The sequence below is a fragment of the Labrenzia sp. ATLA3 genome (genome assembly GCF_057180185.1).
Genome location: NZ_JBXUKV010000003.1, coordinates 467,957 through 484,280, shown reverse-complemented (window position 1 = coordinate 484,280; position 16,324 = coordinate 467,957). Strand labels below are relative to the sequence as shown.

The 16,324-nt window shown below is 60.8% G+C and carries 11 protein-coding genes; 6 read left to right on the top strand and 5 right to left on the bottom strand.

Features of this window, described 5'->3' with window-relative positions; translation table 11 throughout:
* Positions 1-76: 76 nt before the first annotated feature.
* Both AC2A6O_RS10160 and AC2A6O_RS10155 read right to left on the bottom strand, forming a co-directional pair.
* Entirely contained in the window at positions 77-2,824 is a 2,748-nt protein-coding gene (locus AC2A6O_RS10160; protein WP_498926733.1) for a DNA translocase FtsK, read from the bottom strand.
* On the bottom strand, positions 2,821-4,056 hold the full coding sequence (locus tag AC2A6O_RS10155; RefSeq protein ID WP_148583413.1) for an aminotransferase class I/II-fold pyridoxal phosphate-dependent enzyme: 1,236 nt from the start codon (positions 4,054-4,056) through the stop codon (positions 2,821-2,823). The genes AC2A6O_RS10160 and AC2A6O_RS10155 overlap by 4 nt, the downstream gene beginning before the upstream one ends.
* 236 nt (positions 4,057-4,292) lie before the next feature.
* Here AC2A6O_RS10155 and AC2A6O_RS10150 point away from each other — a divergent pair, with 236 nt between their 5' ends.
* A complete protein-coding gene (locus AC2A6O_RS10150; protein ID WP_498926731.1) occupies positions 4,293-4,946 on the top strand; it encodes an SGNH/GDSL hydrolase family protein in 654 nt (217 codons plus the stop codon).
* A gap of 229 nt (positions 4,947-5,175) precedes the next feature.
* On the opposite strand, the gene ybiA is transcribed toward AC2A6O_RS10150, so the two are convergent.
* Both ybiA and AC2A6O_RS10140 read right to left on the bottom strand, forming a co-directional pair.
* Positions 5,176-5,529 carry a riboflavin biosynthesis intermediates N-glycosidase gene (gene ybiA / locus AC2A6O_RS10145; protein ID WP_498926729.1) on the bottom strand — a complete coding sequence of 118 codons (354 nt, stop codon included), beginning with the start codon at positions 5,527-5,529 and terminating at the stop codon, positions 5,176-5,178.
* A gap of 286 nt (positions 5,530-5,815) precedes the next feature.
* Positions 5,816-6,079, bottom strand: coding sequence for a DUF1674 domain-containing protein (locus AC2A6O_RS10140; protein WP_205513911.1), 264 nt, complete (start codon positions 6,077-6,079; stop codon positions 5,816-5,818).
* 155 nt (positions 6,080-6,234) lie between these two features.
* On the opposite strand from AC2A6O_RS10140, the gene htpX reads away from it, so the two are divergent.
* From htpX to AC2A6O_RS10115, 5 genes are all read left to right on the top strand, one after another.
* Entirely contained in the window at positions 6,235-7,203 is a 969-nt protein-coding gene (htpX, locus tag AC2A6O_RS10135) for a zinc metalloprotease HtpX (RefSeq protein WP_148583416.1), read from the top strand.
* A gap of 164 nt (positions 7,204-7,367) precedes the next feature.
* Positions 7,368-8,744 (top strand): RsmB/NOP family class I SAM-dependent RNA methyltransferase, encoded by a 1,377-nt coding sequence (locus AC2A6O_RS10130; protein ID WP_498926727.1) that lies wholly within the window; start codon positions 7,368-7,370, stop codon positions 8,742-8,744.
* A gap of 209 nt (positions 8,745-8,953) precedes the next feature.
* Entirely contained in the window at positions 8,954-10,630 is a 1,677-nt protein-coding gene (locus tag AC2A6O_RS10125) for a heparinase II/III family protein (RefSeq protein ID WP_148583469.1), read from the top strand.
* A gap of 75 nt (positions 10,631-10,705) precedes the next feature.
* Positions 10,706-12,322, top strand: coding sequence for a bifunctional phosphoribosylaminoimidazolecarboxamide formyltransferase/IMP cyclohydrolase (gene purH / locus AC2A6O_RS10120; RefSeq protein ID WP_498926725.1), 1,617 nt, complete (start codon positions 10,706-10,708; stop codon positions 12,320-12,322).
* A 239-nt stretch (positions 12,323-12,561) separates the two neighbouring features.
* The gene (locus AC2A6O_RS10115; protein WP_498926723.1) at positions 12,562-14,673 is read left to right on the top strand and encodes a methyl-accepting chemotaxis protein; all 2,112 of its coding nucleotides are present in this window, start codon (positions 12,562-12,564) and stop codon (positions 14,671-14,673) included.
* Positions 14,674-14,759: 86 nt separating this feature from the next.
* On the opposite strand, the gene AC2A6O_RS10110 is transcribed toward AC2A6O_RS10115, so the two are convergent.
* Entirely contained in the window at positions 14,760-16,130 is a 1,371-nt protein-coding gene (locus AC2A6O_RS10110; RefSeq protein ID WP_498926721.1) for an MFS transporter, read from the bottom strand.
* Between the last annotated feature and the right edge of the window lie 194 nt (positions 16,131-16,324).

Here is a 16,324-nt window from a genome sequence, read left to right as displayed (position 1 = left end):
GTCCTAAATCGGTCTCTCTGTGACACGTTTTCCCTTAGCTAGGGAGTGTGTGTGGCAAAGCTTTGGCAGTCTACCATCAAAAATCTTCTTCCACGCCGTTCTGCACGAGAATCTCGCGCTTTCCGGCGTGGTTCGCGGCACTGATCAGGCCTTCGTTTTCCATGCGCTCGATCAGCGAGGCGGCGCGGTTGTAGCCGATGGAAAGCCGCCGCTGGACGTAGGAGGTCGAGGCCTTCTTGTCGCGCAGCACGATGGCAACCGCCTTGTCGTAAAGGTCGTTCCCTTCGTCACCACCGGCAAGACCGCCACCGTCATAGGGGCTTTCGCCCTCGTCTTCTTCCTCGGTCACGGCTTCCAGATATTGCGGCGTGCCCTGAACCTTCAGGTGCTTGACGATATCCTCGACCTCGTCATCGGAAACGAACGGTCCGTGCACACGCTGAATGCGGCCGCCACCGGCCATGTAAAGCATGTCGCCCATGCCCAGCAGCTGCTCGGCGCCCATTTCGCCCAGAATGGTGCGGCTGTCGATCTTCGACGTCACCTGGAAGGAAATACGGGTGGGGAAGTTGGCCTTGATCGTACCGGTGATGACGTCCACCGACGGGCGCTGCGTTGCCATGATCAGGTGGATGCCGGCGGCACGGGCCATCTGTGCCAGACGCTGGATGGCGCCTTCGATGTCCTTGCCGGCCACCATCATCAGGTCGGCCATTTCGTCGACGACAACGACGATATACGGCATCGCTTCGAGCGGCAGTTCCTCGTCCTCGTAGATCGGCTGGCCGGTGTCGCGGTCGAAACCGGTCTGGACGGTGCGGGTGAACGTCTCGTTCTTTTCCAGCGCCTGCTTGATGCGGGTGTTGTAGCCGTCGATGTTGCGGACGCCCATCTTGGACATCTTCTTGTAGCGGTCCTCCATCTCGCGGACGGTCCACTTCAAGGCGACGACGGCTTTTTTCGGATCGGTCACGACCGGCGTCAGCAGATGGGGAATACCGTCGTAGATGGACAGTTCCAGCATCTTCGGGTCGATCATGATCATCTTGCATTCTTCCGGCGTCAGCCGGTAGAGCAGCGACAGGATCATGGTGTTGATCGAGACCGACTTGCCCGAACCGGTGGTCCCGGCCACCAGCAGGTGCGGCATGCGGGCCAGATCCGCAACGACGCTTTCGCCGTTGATGGTCTTGCCGAGGGCCAGCGCAAGCTTGGCCTTGGACTTTTCGAAGTCCTGGGCAGCCAGCAGTTCTCGCAGATAAACGGTCTCGCGGCGGGCGTTCGGCAGTTCGATCCCGATCGCATTCTTGCCCGGGATCACGGCCACGCGGGCGGAAATCGCGCTCATGGAGCGGGCAATGTCGTCGGCAAGGCCGATGACGCGCGAGGATTTGATGCCAGGCGCGGGTTCCAGTTCATAGAGGGTGACGACCGGTCCCGGGCGCACCTCGATGATTTCGCCGCGCACGCCAAAGTCCTCAAGCACACCTTCCAGAATGCGGGCATTCTGTTCCAACGCATCGGCGGACAGGCCCGGCACCTTGCCGGCGACCTTCGGCTCGGCCAGAAGCCGCAGCGGCGGCAGTTCATATTCTTCCGGTGCGCCGAGGAAGGAGGGCTGCGCCTCTGAAATTGCCCGCTTGCTCTGTTTCGGACGCGGAGCCGGGGGGATGACGCGGCCGTTCGATGCCGGCTGAGCCGGTGCCTGCGGCGCGGAGTCCGGCGCGGCTATGCCAACCGGGACGGCGGAGCGTCCGGTCACGGGCCCCTTGTCGATCATCAGATCGTCCGGCGCGAAGGTGTCGCCTTCCTCGTCGTAATAGTCTTCCGCATAGGGTTCTTCGGCGTCGTCCCCGTGGCGGCCACGCTGGTAAAAATCGTCCAGGCCGTCGTCATCTTCCGGTATCAGACGACCAGCCAGTGCCCTGCGGAAAGCTTTCAGGCGGCTGCCCTGACGGGTGTCTTCCGGTTCGTGGTCAACATCGTCGTCCTCGCCCTCGTCCCAGTATTCTTCCTCTTCCTGGGGCTGGCTGCGTTTCAGGCCGGTCAACCGGCGCAACTGTGCGGCGGCCAGAAAGCCGTAATGCTCCACCTGGCCGACAAAGGCGCTGAAAAAGATCCCGATACGCGATTCGCCATCGTCGTCATCGAAGTCGAGTTCCTGTTCGGCTGCCTTGCCATGACCGACCGGACCCGCGACGGGTTCGATCCTTTCGGAGGGCGCACCGACCTTGCCCAGCCATCCGGCAGCCGCCAGCAGGCAAAGGACGGCAGGAACGCCAAGTCCAAGCGCGCCGACAATCGTCGCGGCACCGCTTGTCATGTTGTCCGTGATGAGCGCCGGGAGGTGGTGAACGGTGTCGCCGAAGAAACCACCGAGACCGGTGGGCAGCGGCCAGCTTTCGGGAACCGGCAGCGAGGCCAGGGCTCCGGCGGCAAGGCTCGTGCCGAGCAACCAGAAAACAAGGCGTTTGCGGCCAATACCAAGCACGTGTCCGGTCAGAAGCCGCCAGCCCCACAGAACCATCGGGACCAGGAACACGGCGGTTGCCAGACCGATGGTCTGCATCAAAATGTCGGCGAGGATCGCACCGGGCGTGCCGAGCGCGTTGCGCACCTGGCCGCCGGTGGCGTGGTTGAGGCTCGGATCGCTGACGGACCAGGTTGCAAGGCTCGCTGCAAGCATGGCTGTCAGCGCAATGATGCCAAGACCGGCGGCCCCGACGAGGTTGCGCCGCATGAACCGCTTCAGCGGGCTTTCGGTGTCCAGAAGATCAACCGAAGATCTGCGGCCGTTGCCGCGAATTGCGCTGGCCCGCCTCATGCCTTGTCTCCCATCCATTTCGCCAGTCGCTCCAGAGCGATCTCGGTCTGTTCCAGCGGCGCCGTCAGGCTGATGCGAATGTAGTTCCGCCCGGGGTTGCTGCCATCTTCCTGGTCCGTGGCCAGATAGCTGCCCGGCAGAACCTTGAGCCCGATTTCCGTCCACAAGGCCTTGGTGACTGAAACGGCGTCGCCCCAGCGGCTGATATCCAGCCACAGGAAGAACCCGGCATCAGGTGTTACCGGCCCGAGGATCGGGCCAAGGTGTTTTTCGGCAACTTCGAATTTTTCGTTGTAGAGCCGGCGGTTTTCAGCGACATGGGTTTCGTCCTGATAGGCCCTCACGGCAACGGCCTGTGCCGGCAGCGGGACTTGCGGTGCGGCAAGGCCCCGGAACTTCACCCATTTTTTCAGGAACTCGGGATCGCCCGCGGCAAAACCGCAGCGCAGGCCTGCCAGGTTGGAGCGCTTGGACAGGGAGTTGAGGACGATGATGTTGGAAAAGCCTCCGTCCTGCTCCTCGTTCAGATCCCTTGCCGCTTCCAGAATGCCGACGGGCGGCGTCTCGCGGTAGATTTCCGAATAGCATTCGTCGGCGAAAATATAGAAGCGGTGCTTGCGGGCCAGTCCGATCAGGCGCTGCCAATAGGCGGTATCGGCGACAAAGCCTTCCGGATTGGTGGGCGAGGCCACATAAAAGGCGACGGTGTTTTCCAGAAGGTCCGCATCCAGATTGTCGAGATCTGGCAAAAAGTTGTTGCCGGCAACCGCATCCAGCAACACGGCTTCCGCATCGGCCACATGCGCTGCGGCAGCGTAGGTCTGGTAGAACGGGTTGGGCAGAATCACCACGGGATGGTCCAGCCCCTTGTTCAGTTGGTCACGGGCGGCAATGGCGCCGAAGGACAGGCCTTCACGCGATCCGTTCAGCGGCAGCACGCCATGCTCGGCGTCGATCAAACCCCCAAGATTGTAGCGGCGGTCCAGCCAGGATGCGACGGTGGTCCTGAATTCCGGCGAGCCGTCAATTGGCGGATAACGGCGGAAACCGGCCATATTCTCCGCCAGAACTTCGGCCGTGAAGTCTGGAATCGCATGTTGCGGTTCGCCAATCGTCATCACAATCGGTTCGAGCCCGGGCGTCTCGCCGCTCAGGAGGTCGGCAAGGCGTTGAAACGGATTGGAGCTCGGCAGGGACGCACCGCGCTGATAGGCTTTTTTGCTGGCAAGCATGAATGATCCGGCATTCGTTACGCATAACTTCGCTCAGACCCTATAGCCGGTGTGGTAAATCCCTTATTAACCAAGGAGGGCAGGGGGCAACAATTGCAGCGGTTGCCTGACGGCTTTTGCCCGGAAGTCCTTGATCGCCAACGAAGACCCTGTAGAAAATGAATGCTGCGGAACTTTCGGTAGAAACGAAGTCTGCCGGCTTTTTCAACAGGGCGCACACCTGAGCAGGGTCCATGATGTCGGAAACAAGAAAAAATCCCGTCACCGTTGTTTGTTTCGGCGATTCCCTCACCTGGGGCTTCAACCCGGTCGACAAGTCCCGCTATGGCCAAGATGTCCGCTGGACGCGGCTTTTGCAGAAGGAACTTGGCGACGGGTTTTATGTGGCGGAAGAAGGCGTCAACGGCCGAACGACGGTCTTTGAGGATCCGGTCAAGGGCGACAAGAACGGCCTTGCGCATCTGGCGACCGTCCGCAAGACGCATATGCCCATAGACATTCTGATCATTATGCTCGGCACCAACGACCTTCAGGCGCGCTTCGGCATGAACGCGGAAACAATCGCGATTGCCATGGGACGCCTTCTGGATTTTGCCCGCAGGCCGACCGACGATGTCGAAGGACGGGCGCCGAAAGTGCTGTTGATGGCGCCGCCGCCGCTGGCGCCTCTGGCAGGAACGCCTTACGCGGCACAGTTCAGCGACCTGAGTGTCGCCGAATCTCACCGCCTGGCAGACTGTTACCGTGAGAAGGCCGCGGAATATGGCGCGGCGTTTTTCGATACGGGCACGGTCATTTCGGCCAGTCCGATCGATGCCGTTCATTTCGAGGCGGAACCGCAGGCAGATCTCGCAAAGGCTGTCGCGGCGGAGGTGTGCAAGCTCGTCTAGAAACGAAGCCAAGAATTATCTTTGACATGCAATCTATGGTCCTGACAGTCCCGAGGTCAGCGAAGAAATCAGGCTGCCTGTCACGGTAAAATCAGTCGGTTTCAGCCAGTTTGATTTCCTCGTATCCGCTAAATGGGCCTTGCAAGCTGCCATCGGGGGCCAGGACGGCGCGCAGCTCCATTAGCAAGGACCCCAACATATTCTTACCGGAGCCATCGCCGCCGTCAGCTTAGAAGTGGTCATGCGGTGTGTGTTCAACGAGGTCCTGCCCCTTTGTTTCCAACAGGATTGTGCGCAGGTCGTCGTGCTGCGTGAACTTTGCCAAAAGCGCCGTTCTCATGACGTCGAGTTTGAAGTCTTCCCAGTCGGGCCTGAGGGGGTGCTTTCGGCTCCGGCCGATTTGTGCCGCACGCATGGGTGACGGGTCACGGCAAATCTTGTCATGCAACGCAAGGTCACTGAATTTTTGCGCCTGGAAATAGTGTTCTGACGTCGGCCAGACCCGCCCGATCTGAATCGGATGCGGTGAAAAATTGGAAAAGCAGCCATAGGCATCGTTGATGCTGTAAAACCTGATCGTCATCTGCCAGTCCTTAAGAAAATCAATTGATATCAACTGCAATTTTCAAGTGGGGGCGGCAACTTACCCTTCAAGAGGCAGAATTGCCACCGTCACGGTGAAGACCGGATTGGTCTTTATCAGCCGAGTGGCACCGCGTTGCAGATCCCGAGTGTCACAGGAAGTGATCAGACTTCGCAGGAAGTCATGCTTTCCTTCGTTCTGGCGGAAGAGCTTTTCCAGAAACGCGGTGTCTTTTCCGTCCCAGGCGTCAAGTTCTTTAACAAGCAAACAGGCCAGGACCGGCTCCTCAGAAGTCCGACGTCAATCCCTTGATCTCCCAATCGTCGTAGCGGGTGGGTTCCAGCCCGCCACGTCCGTTGATCTCTTCGGGCAGGTTCTGTTGTCTGGCGTCGATTTCCTTGCGCCGTTCCTCGGCTTCCAGCAAAGCGCGCTGGGCGGCCGGCGGCAGGTCTTCGAATGTCCGCTTCGGAGCTTCCTCGACCGAGGTCTTCAGGGAAGGAGCGTCGCTCTGGCTGTAGCGGCTCGTCGGGCTGTCCGGTGTTTCTGTCATGGCTCTTCGTGGTCCGGTTCTGCGGTCTCGTCTGGCGTATATAGGGTAATCTTGCCAAGGATGGCAGCACTCCCCATCTGTTGAAAGGATAGAAAGGCCAAAACGTGCCCTTCTGCAAGCAGTCGTAATTGGAACAGAAACGGAAACACGCGGCGATGAACTATATTCGCACAGCAATGCTTCTGGCGGCGATGACCGCCTTGTTCATGGGGATCGGTTTCATGATCGGCGGTCAGTCGGGCATGCTGATCGCGCTGCTCATTGCGGCCGCCATGAACCTGTTCAGTTACTGGAACGCGGACAAGATGGTTCTGCGCATGCATCATGCGCGGGAGGTGAACGAGCGCGAAGCTCCCGAATTCTACCGCATGATACAGCGGTTGGCACAGAATGCCGAACTGCCCATGCCCAAGGTCTATATCATCAACAATCCGCAGCCGAACGCCTTTGCGACCGGCCGGAACCCGCAAAATGCCGCCGTGGCCGCGACAACCGGGCTGCTCGACATGCTGACGCCCGATGAAATTGCCGGCGTGATGGCGCATGAGCTGGCGCATGTGAAGCACCACGACACGCTGATCATGACGATCACGGCGACGATTGCCGGTGCGATTTCCATGCTGGCCAATTTTGCCTTCTTCTTCGGCGGCAACCGCAACAATCCGCTCGGCATCGTCGGGGTCATTCTGATGATGGTCGTCGCGCCGCTGGCGGCGATGGTGGTGCAGATGGCGATTTCCCGGACCCGCGAATATGCGGCCGACCGGAGGGGGGCAGAGATCTGCGGTGAACCCATGTCGCTCGCATCCGCGCTGGCGAAAATTTCGCGGGGCGTCGAACACATCCACAATCCGGATGCGGAAGCCAATCCGGCGACGGCCCACATGTTCATCATGAACCCGCTGTCCGGTGAGCGCATGGACAACCTGTTCTCGACCCACCCGAACACCCAGAACCGCATTAACGAATTGCGCAAGCTGGCCGATGCGGGGCTGGGCACCGGCGGCAGGAGCGGTCCGACGTCGTTTACCCGCCAGGCTCCGCGGCAGTCCGGCCCCTGGGGCAGCGCCGGTTCGACTGGTCCATCCAGCGAACCGCGCCGCCCGAAAGGACCGTGGGGATAGGTTTCTGTCCCCCGGAAGGTCCGGCTCCACGGCAAAAACAGCTTTGCCGGAACACTGCCCGGCTCTAATATGACCAGATGCGCCGCGACCGGCAGACCGGTCTGCGGCGCTTGATTTTGATACCGGCCGCAACAGCACGGCCGGCTGCGTGAATGGATTGACCCTTGACCAAACGGCCCAATAACAAACAGAAGCCAGCCGGCAAACCGGCAACGGAACAGGCCGAAAAGCCGGGGTTCGCCGCGCGCAAGGTGGCTGCCGATATCCTTGGCAACGTCGTTCACAAGAAACGGCCTCTCGACGGCGAGTTGGACATCGCATCCGGTCATTCCGGGTTTCGTGCGCTCGCTGCCAACGACCGCTCGCTGGTGCGCGCGATCATCGGTGCAGCCTTGCGCCATCGGGGGGAGATTGCCGAAATTCTGGACCGCTTGCTCGACCGGCCGATCCCGGAAAAGACGGGGCGGGTTCTGGATATTCTGCATGTGGCCATTGCCCAGATGCTTTTTCTCGACATTCCGGATCGCGCAGCGGTCTCGCTTGCTGTCGACCATGCCGGCTTCGACCGCCGTGCCCGGCCCTACAAGGGCCTGGTCAACGGCGTGCTGCGGCGGCTTGGGCGCGAGCGGGACGACGTAACGGCCGATCTCGATGCTGCCGTGCTGAACACGCCTGACTGGATGATGGAAAGCTGGCAGGCGGCCTATGGAGCGGAGACGGCGCGCGAGATTGCGCAGGCTCACGAAAATGAAGCCGCGCTCGATCTGTCTGTAAAGGCGGATCCGGAAGGATGGGCCCAAAAGCTGGACGGCCAGATCGTGGGAGCAGGCAGCATCCGCGTTGCTCGCAAGGGGGCGGTCGACGCACTGGAAGGGTACGGCGACGGGCAATGGTGGGTGCAGGACGCTGCTGCGGCGCTTCCCGCTCGTCTCCTGGGCGACGTGAAGGGTCTGCGTGTTGCCGATCTTTGTGCCGCGCCGGGCGGCAAGACCGCGCAATTGGCAGCCGCCGGCGCCTCCGTCACCGCGGTTGATATTTCGAAAGCGCGCTTGAAGCGCCTTGAAGAGAACATGAGCCGTCTTGGCTTGAGCGTTGAAACGGTTGCGGCGGATCTTCGGGCCTTCGAGCCGGAAGAGCCCTTTGACGCGATCCTGCTCGATGCGCCCTGCAGCGCAACGGGAACGATTCGCAGGCACCCCGATGTGCCCTGGATCAAGAAGCCGTATGACGTTGAAAAGCTGACGGAAATCCAGAGCGAGCTGTTGGACAGGGTGATCAGTTGGGTGAAGCCGGGCGGCCTGATCGTCTATTGCACCTGTTCGCTGGAAGCGGCCGAGGGTGAAGCCCAGGTGTCAGCTTTTCTGGACAGGCAGAGCGGGAAAATCGAGCTGGTTCCGGTCGACGCCGGCGAGGTGGGCGGTCTTGCCGATTGTGTCACGCAAGAAGGCTATCTTCGCTGTCTGCCCTGCCACAGCGCCGCCGTGGAGCCTGTGAACAAGGGCATGGACGGCTTTTTTGCCGCAAGAGTCCGCCGGTTTTAACGCGGAATAAACTGTTCACTTGCAATGATTCTTTAAATGAAATGCTAACCTTAATGGTTCGTTTCCAGAAATAGATACCGGAGACACCCCATAAACGCGCAAAAACCATCAGTTTTGGAGATGGTTTGGTGAATACTGCAAGCCTCAGTGAAAGAAGCCGCGTCTGGCGGCTCTTGGCTCTGCATATTTGGCAACGCTCCTTGAAATGGATGCATGGCGGGCCGCTGTTCCGCATGCGTCCGTTTTCGGCTGTGCCTGCGCGCCTGCTCCTCGCGCCGCAGGATCTGCGTACTGCTGACGCGACAAATGCCGCCGATATCTACGGCGGTCGCTTTCTGTTTTCCGGCCATCTCGTGGAAACGCAAGGCAGATCTCCGTTCGAACTGAAGGCCGTTCATGAAGACTGGCAGCGCGAGTTGCACAGTTTCGGCTGGATGCGGGATCTTCGGGCCGCCGACAGCCAGATCTCCCGGCAAAATGCCCGGGCTCTGGTGGAAGACTGGATCAGGTTCTGCGGCCGTTGGCACGACATCGGCTGGGAAGCGTCGGTCGTCACGCGCCGCATCCTGTCCTGGCTGGCCCATTCGCCCTTCATTCTTCAAGATGGCGACCACGAGTTCTACCGCAGTTTCGTGCGGTCGCTGGCCCGCCAGGTGCGCTATCTGCGCCAGACCATCAATGAAACGGAAGACGGCGTTGAGCGCCTGCATGCGGCGCTGGCCATGGCCTCTGCCTGTATCTCCATGGCCGGGCAAGGGCGCTTCGCGCGCCAGAGCATCCGGCGACTGGATCAGGAGCTGACGCGCCAGATCCTGCCGGATGGCGGCCACATATCGCGCAATCCGAAGGCGCTGATCGACATTCTGGCGGATCTGCTGCCGGTTCGTCAGGCCTTCGTGGCCCAGGGGCTGGAAGTGCCGCCGGCCATGGTGCAGTCGGTGGACCGGATGATGCCGCTCTTGCGCTTCTTCCGTCATGGTGACGGGGCGCTGGCGCATTTCAACGGTATGGGCTCCACGCCCAGCGATCTTGTTGCGACCATTCTGGCGTATGACGATGCACGCGGCGCGCCGCCGCTCAACGCGCCGCATTCGGGCTATCAGCGTCTCATTGGCGGGACATCCGTCGTCGTGATCGACACCGGCCCTGCCCCTGCGGTGGGTGTTTCCCGCGACGCCCATGCAGGCTGCCTGTCCTTCGAGTTTTCCTCCGGCAGCAACCGCATCGTCGTCAATTGCGGCGTTTCACCCAAGTCCAACCCGGCCTGGCGCCGGGTCAGCCGCTCGACGCCCGCCCATTCAACAGCGGTGATCGAGGATACGTCTTCCTGCCGGTTCCTGTCCGACCGGCCTTTCGGGCATATTCTGGGTGCTCCCATCCTGTCCGGACCGGTCAAGGTGCCGGTGGAGCGGGAAGACGATGCTGCCGGAAGCCGGATCACCGCCTCCCATGACGGCTATGCGAGCGAGTTCCACGTCCTGCATGAAAGGGACATCCGCCTTGCAGGCGACGGCACGGTGCTGGATGGCATCGATACGTTCTCGGCAATCGCGCAGGTTGACCGGGAAAACCACTATGCGATCCGTTTTCACCTGCACCCGGGCCTGCGCAGCTCGCTCATCCGGGGCGGATCGGCGGTGCTGCTGGTCTGCCGGGATGGCGAAGCGTGGGAATTCGAGGCGCCGGGTACGGAAGTCATGCTGGAAGAAAGCATCTATCTGTCCGATGTCTACGGTCATCGCAAGAGCGAGCAGATCGTGATCACCGGTGCTGTGCTCGAGGCCCCTTCGGTTGGGTGGCAGTTCCGCAAGACGGCGACGGCGAAGCTCAGCCGACGCGGCACCAGCGATTTCGATGAGCCGGACGAACTGCCGCTGGAAGAATAGAGACCTTCCGCTTTTGCTGAAGACGTGATAGGGCGACGGCAATTCCCGGATCGTCCCCTATTGCGAGGCAAATTCATGGCCATTGTGTCCAAAGCCGTACCCGTTCCCGAGCTGGTTTCCGTCAAGCGTGCGCTTCTGTCCGTCTTCGACAAGACCGGCCTTGTCGACTTTGCAAAAGCTCTGTCCGAGCGTGGTGTCGAGCTGGTTTCCACCGGCGGTTCCTACAAGGCGCTGAAGGAAGCCGGGCTTGCGGTTCTGGATATTTCCGAAGTCACCGACTTTCCGGAAATCATGGATGGCCGCGTGAAGACGCTGCATCCGAAGGTGCATGGCGGTCTGTTGTCGGTCCGTGACGATGCGGACCACCAGAAGGCGATGAGCGAGCATGACATCGTCGGCATCGACCTCTTCTGCGGCAATCTCTATCCGTTCGAGGACGTTGTCGCCTCCGGTGCCGACTATGCCACCGGTATCGAAAACATTGACATTGGCGGTCCGGCGATGACCCGTGCGGCTGCCAAGAACCATGCTTATGTCACCGTCGTCACCGACCCGGCCGACTACGATGCGGTGATTTCCGAGCTTGATGCCAACGACGGCAAGGCACCGCTGGCGCTGCGCAAGAAGCTGGCACAGAAGGCATTTGCCCGGACGGCTGCCTATGATGCCGCCGTTTCCAACTGGATGGCGGATCAACTGGACGAGGCAACGCCCGCCCACCGCGCGGTTGGCGGCAGCCTTGCCGAAGTCATGCGCTATGGCGAAAACCCGCATCAGACGGCCGGTTTCTACACCACCGGAGAGCAGCGTCCGGGTGTGGCCACGGCCAGGCAGTTGCAGGGCAAGACCCTTTCCTACAACAACATCAACGACACGGACGCCGCGTTCGAGCTGGTGAGCGAGTTCGATCCGGCCCGCACGAGCGCCGTCGCCATCATCAAGCATGCCAACCCCTGCGGCGTTGCCGAAGGCACCAGCCTGAAGGAAGCTTACGAGCTGGCCCTGCGCTGCGACCCGGTTTCCGCCTTTGGCGGCATTGTTGCCCTGAACCAGACGCTGGACGCTGCTGCGGCGGAAGAAATCGTCAAGATCTTCACCGAAGTCATCATTGCGCCGGATGCCGATGATGCGGCACGGGAAATCATCGCGGGGAAAAAGAACCTGCGCCTTCTGGTCACCGGTGGCCTTGCCGATGCGCGCGCCAAGGGCCTGTTCGTCAAATCCGTCGCTGGCGGTCTTCTCGTCCAGTCACGCGATAATGGCGTGGTCGACGACCTTGACCTCAAGGTTGTCACTAAGCGTGCTCCGAGCGAGCAGGAACTGGCCGATCTGAAATTTGCCTTCCGGGTCGCCAAGCATGTGAAGTCCAACGCCATTGTCTATGCCAAGGACGGCGCGACGGTTGGTGTTGGCGCCGGCCAGATGAGCCGTGTGGATTCCGCACGCATCGCCGCTCGCAAGGCGCTGGACGCGACCGAAGCTGCAGGCCTTTCCGAACCGCTCACAAAGGGCTGTGTGGTCGCCTCCGATGCCTTCTTCCCGTTTGCCGATGGTCTTCTGTCCGCAGCCGAAGCCGGTGCGACAGCCGTGATCCAGCCGGGCGGGTCCATGCGCGATGAGGATGTGATTGCGGCAGCCGACGAGGCAGGCCTTGCAATGGTGATGACCGGCATGCGTCATTTCAGGCATTAATTTCTGACATTCGTCGATTTGAAGGGTCGGTTTCCGCGAGGACCGGCCCTTCTTTTTTGGGTAGACCTTTCTGCTTTACGTATTAGCTAGATATTAATCTGAAATTTCATCTAAAAAATACCGCAACAACACGGAAAATTGGGTTCGCTGAAGACCTTGTTAACGCACGGTAGGGTAGTGTGACGTAAGTTTCGGCAGGTATTGGCCTGCCTTTTTCTTGCGATTCACGGAGATTGCCGGTGTTTGGACGCGCGAAGGTCACAACAAAGCTAATAGGAGCCAGTGCGGCTACCCTTACTGTCGCCCTGGTGGTCGGCATTAGTTTTATCGCATGGGAAGCTTCCCGGATTACAGGAGACCTGGCGCGCTCGGAAGCCGAGGCCGTGGCGCGTGAGCAGGCCGAGTTTGTGCAGAACGGTCTGGAAAACGGTCTCAAGTCCGCACAGGCCTTGGCGAGTTCCCTCAGCGGCATGAAAAAAGCCGGTGTGATTGATCGAGAAGCCTGGAACTCTGTTGTTGAAAACGCAACGCTGACCAACATGGATCTTGCCGGCACCTGGGGCGTGATCGCCGGTGACAAGCTTGACGGCAGGGACGCGGAGTTGAAGGGCAACGAGAGATGGGCCGTCGGCGGACAGTGGCAGCCCTATTATTTCCGCAAGCCGGACGGAACCCTGACCTACCGCCCGATTGAGGAAATCACCGTCGGAGACTTGAGTGACGCCGGCGACCTCTGGTTCAACGGTGCCTATGTGTCCGGCAAGGACTACATGACGGAACCGTATAACTGGGATGCCGACGGCAAGGTCGTGACCGGCGTGTCGTTCTCATCCCCAATCCGCGACGGCGGCACGGTCATCGGTGTTGCTGGTGGCGACATTCTTCTGACCCCGCTGTCTGAAGTGCTGGGCAAACAGCGCCCGCTGGATACGGGGTCGGTCCACCTCCTGTCTCAGAACGGCGTCTGGATCGCTCATCCGGATTCCGCGGTTCTCGGCAAGCCGTGGACGGAAGGCCGGTCTGAAGCCGATCTCGCCGTGCAGGACAAGCTTCTGGCAGCGGTCAAGAACGGCGAACCCTTTGCCTATGACGGATACTCCAACACGCTCGGCACCGATGTGCACCGTATCGTCATGCCGGTCAGCGTGACCGGTACCGATGCAAAGCTGGCCGTTGTGGTCAACGTGCCGCTTTCAACCCTCAATGCGGCATCATCCTCGATCACCACCATGATTATCATCGTGGGTGTCGTGCTGCTCATCGCGGTGGCGCTGTCCATCTACTTCGTCGGTAACACCATTGTTCGCCGCCCGCTGGAACGCGCCGTTGGCAGCATTCAGGCACTTATCGACCGCCGCTATGACGAGCCGATCCAGGACACGGACCGCCACGACGAAATCGGCGAGATCAGCAACGCTCTCGAAGTGTTCCGCGAAAAGGCGCAACAGGCCGAAGCCCTGGCCGCCGAGCAGGAAGAAGCACAGCGCCAGCAACTGGCCCGCGCAAGCCGGATCAGCGAGCTGTCGCAGAATTTCGACCGCCAGATCTCCGAGCTGACCCAGACCGTGATGCATCAGGTGCAGGATCTCAACGCGGCGTCGGTGACGCTGACGGCGGGTGCCGACGACACCAGCGAAAAGAGTACGGCAGTGGCTGCCGCCTCCGAAGAAGCCTCGTCGAACGTGGAAACGGTCGCGTCCGCTGCAGAGGAGCTGATGGCTTCCGTCGGCGAAATCTCCCGCCAGATGACACAGTCCTCGGAGATTGCGTCCCATGCCGTGGAGCAGGCCAAGTCGACAAACAGCAAGATCGAAGGGCTCGCGGAAGCTGCCAACCGGATCAGCGAAGTGGTCAAGTTGATCACCGACATCGCCGAGCAGACAAACCTTCTGGCGCTGAACGCAACCATCGAAGCGGCGCGTGCCGGGGAAGCCGGCAAGGGCTTTGCCGTTGTGGCCGCCGAGGTGAAGGAACTGGCCAACCAGACCGCCAAGGCGACCGAGGAAATCTCGCTGCAGATCCAGTCTGTCCAGACGGAAACCGCCGGTTCTGTGGACGCCATCAAGGGCATCTCCGAAACAATCGAAAAGATGAACGAGATTTCTTCGTCCATCCAGTCTTCGGTCGAACAGCAGGGTCTTGCCACCGACGAGATCGCCCGCAACATCCAGGAAGCCTCCAACGGCACCCAGGAAGTTGCGCAGAACATCGTCAAGGTGGCTGCCTCGGCAGACGACACCGGCAGCGCGGCCCGTCAGGTTTCGGCCTCCGCCAACGTTCTGCAAACGGAAGCGGACCGCCTCAAGCAGGAAGTCGAAGGCTTCCTTGCCAACGTCCGCCAGGTTGCCTGACGCAAGACCTCACCAGAGCAAACATCAGACGCGCCGGACTTTTCCGGCGCGTTTTTGTTTGGGCAACACCCACCCCGGTGCGCGTTTTATCGCTCCCGCACTTTCAGCAGCAACATCAGGCCGATGCCGAAAAACACCAGGATAACAGACATGCCTGCCGGTTGGCTGGCTGTGAGCGCGGTTACCACGCCAACGGTGAGCGGAGCGAGGAAGCTGGTGACTTTTCCGGACAGGGCCAGAAGGCCGAAATATTGGGTTGCGTGCTGAGGCGGGGTAATGCGGACCAGAAGACTGCGGCATGAAGCCTGCATGGGGCCGGACACCGCGCCTATGACACCGCCAAGGGCAATGAAGACCTGTTCCGGCAGAGACGCGAAAAGCGCGCCTTCAGGGGCCGCGGCGGTCTTGATGACAAAGAACACCGTTGTCTTGTCGATGGAGATGATGCCGAGGCCGCAGACCATCAGAACGACAAGCGAGAAAACGATCACCGGCTTGGCTCCAAAGCGGTCGTCCATCGGCCCGCCGAGCAACAGGCCAAGGGTCCCGGTGACGGTCAGGATGATGCCGAAGGTGCCGATTTCGATGGAGCCCCAGCCGAGCTGGCCAGCGGCATAGATACCGCCGAAGGCGAAGAGGGCGACAAGACCGTCCTTGAAGATCATGTTGGCGAGAAGGAACAGGAAAATGTTCTTGTTGGTGCGTGCCTGAGCCAGGCTCGTGAGCAGGGTTGCCACTCCAGTGCGAACGGCAGGGCCGATTTTCGATTGATGCGGCACATCCGGCACGAACAGGAACATCGGCAGGACGAAAACAAGATACCAGAGCGCTGAGAACGGACCAACGGCCCGGTCGCCTTCCCGTGTCACCGCATCGAGTCCCAGGACCGGCTGAAAACCGAGCAGGGTCTTGCCCGTTTCGGGGCTGGCAGCGAAAAATCCAAGCGCGATCACCAGGGTGATCAGGCCGCTGGCATAGCCAAGCGCCCAGCCGAAGCTGGACAGGCGCCCGATGCGTTCCGGCGGCACCAGCGAGGGCATCATGGCATTGTTGAAGACGGTAGCGATTTCGATGGACAGCGTGCCGATGGCAAAGGCGACGAGGGCTATGGCGATGCTGTTCGGGCTTCCCGGTGCAGCGTACCAGAAGGCCCAGCAGCAGATGACGAAGGGCAGCGAGAAGACAAGGATCCAGCGTTTTCGCCGTCCGGTCGCATCCGCAACGGACCCCAGGACGGGAGCGGCAACGGCAATGCACAGCCCGGCAGCCGCGGTGGCGTATCCCCACAGCGACTGGCCTTCGGCGGGCGTCGCAGCCAGAGTCGAGGCAAAATAGGGCGCAAAGACGAAGGTGGTAATCAGCGTGAAGAACGGCTGCGCCGCCCAGTCGAACAGCGCCCAGGAAAGAACGGTGCGCCTGTTGGATGCCTGAAAGGGAATGTCTGAAACGGGGGTCATGGAACGGGCAACTCGCTACCTGGAGGATCAAGACCGGGACGAGCCCAATTCATTCCTGTCTATCGCTTCCAGGACCTGAAGCCTACAGCCGTTTGCGAAAATCCGGTGTCTGTTGCAGGAGTGAGTTTCGGTTGGCGTATGCGGCCCATCCTTCGAGACGCCGCTTGCGCGGCTCCTCAGGATGAGGGTGTGGG

Excerpts from the sequence above, each read along its gene's own strand:
- purH (WP_498926725.1), top strand. The coding sequence starts at position 10,706 with ATGGCCATTGTGTCCAAAGCCGTACCCGTTCCCGAGCTGGTTTCCGTC.
- AC2A6O_RS10150 (WP_498926731.1), top strand. The coding sequence starts at position 4,293 with ATGTCGGAAACAAGAAAAAATCCCGTCACCGTTGTTTGTTTCGGCGAT.
- AC2A6O_RS10125 (WP_148583469.1), top strand. The coding sequence starts at position 8,954 with ATGCATGGCGGGCCGCTGTTCCGCATGCGTCCGTTTTCGGCTGTGCCT.
- AC2A6O_RS10155 (WP_148583413.1), bottom strand. The coding sequence starts at position 4,056 with ATGCTTGCCAGCAAAAAAGCCTATCAGCGCGGTGCGTCCCTGCCGAGC.
- ybiA (WP_498926729.1), bottom strand. The coding sequence starts at position 5,529 with ATGACGATCAGGTTTTACAGCATCAACGATGCCTATGGCTGCTTTTCC.
- AC2A6O_RS10160 (WP_498926733.1), bottom strand. The coding sequence starts at position 2,824 with ATGAGGCGGGCCAGCGCAATTCGCGGCAACGGCCGCAGATCTTCGGTT.
- AC2A6O_RS10140 (WP_205513911.1), bottom strand. The coding sequence starts at position 6,079 with ATGACAGAAACACCGGACAGCCCGACGAGCCGCTACAGCCAGAGCGAC.
- htpX (WP_148583416.1), top strand. The coding sequence starts at position 6,235 with ATGAACTATATTCGCACAGCAATGCTTCTGGCGGCGATGACCGCCTTG.
- AC2A6O_RS10110 (WP_498926721.1), bottom strand. The coding sequence starts at position 16,130 with ATGACCCCCGTTTCAGACATTCCCTTTCAGGCATCCAACAGGCGCACC.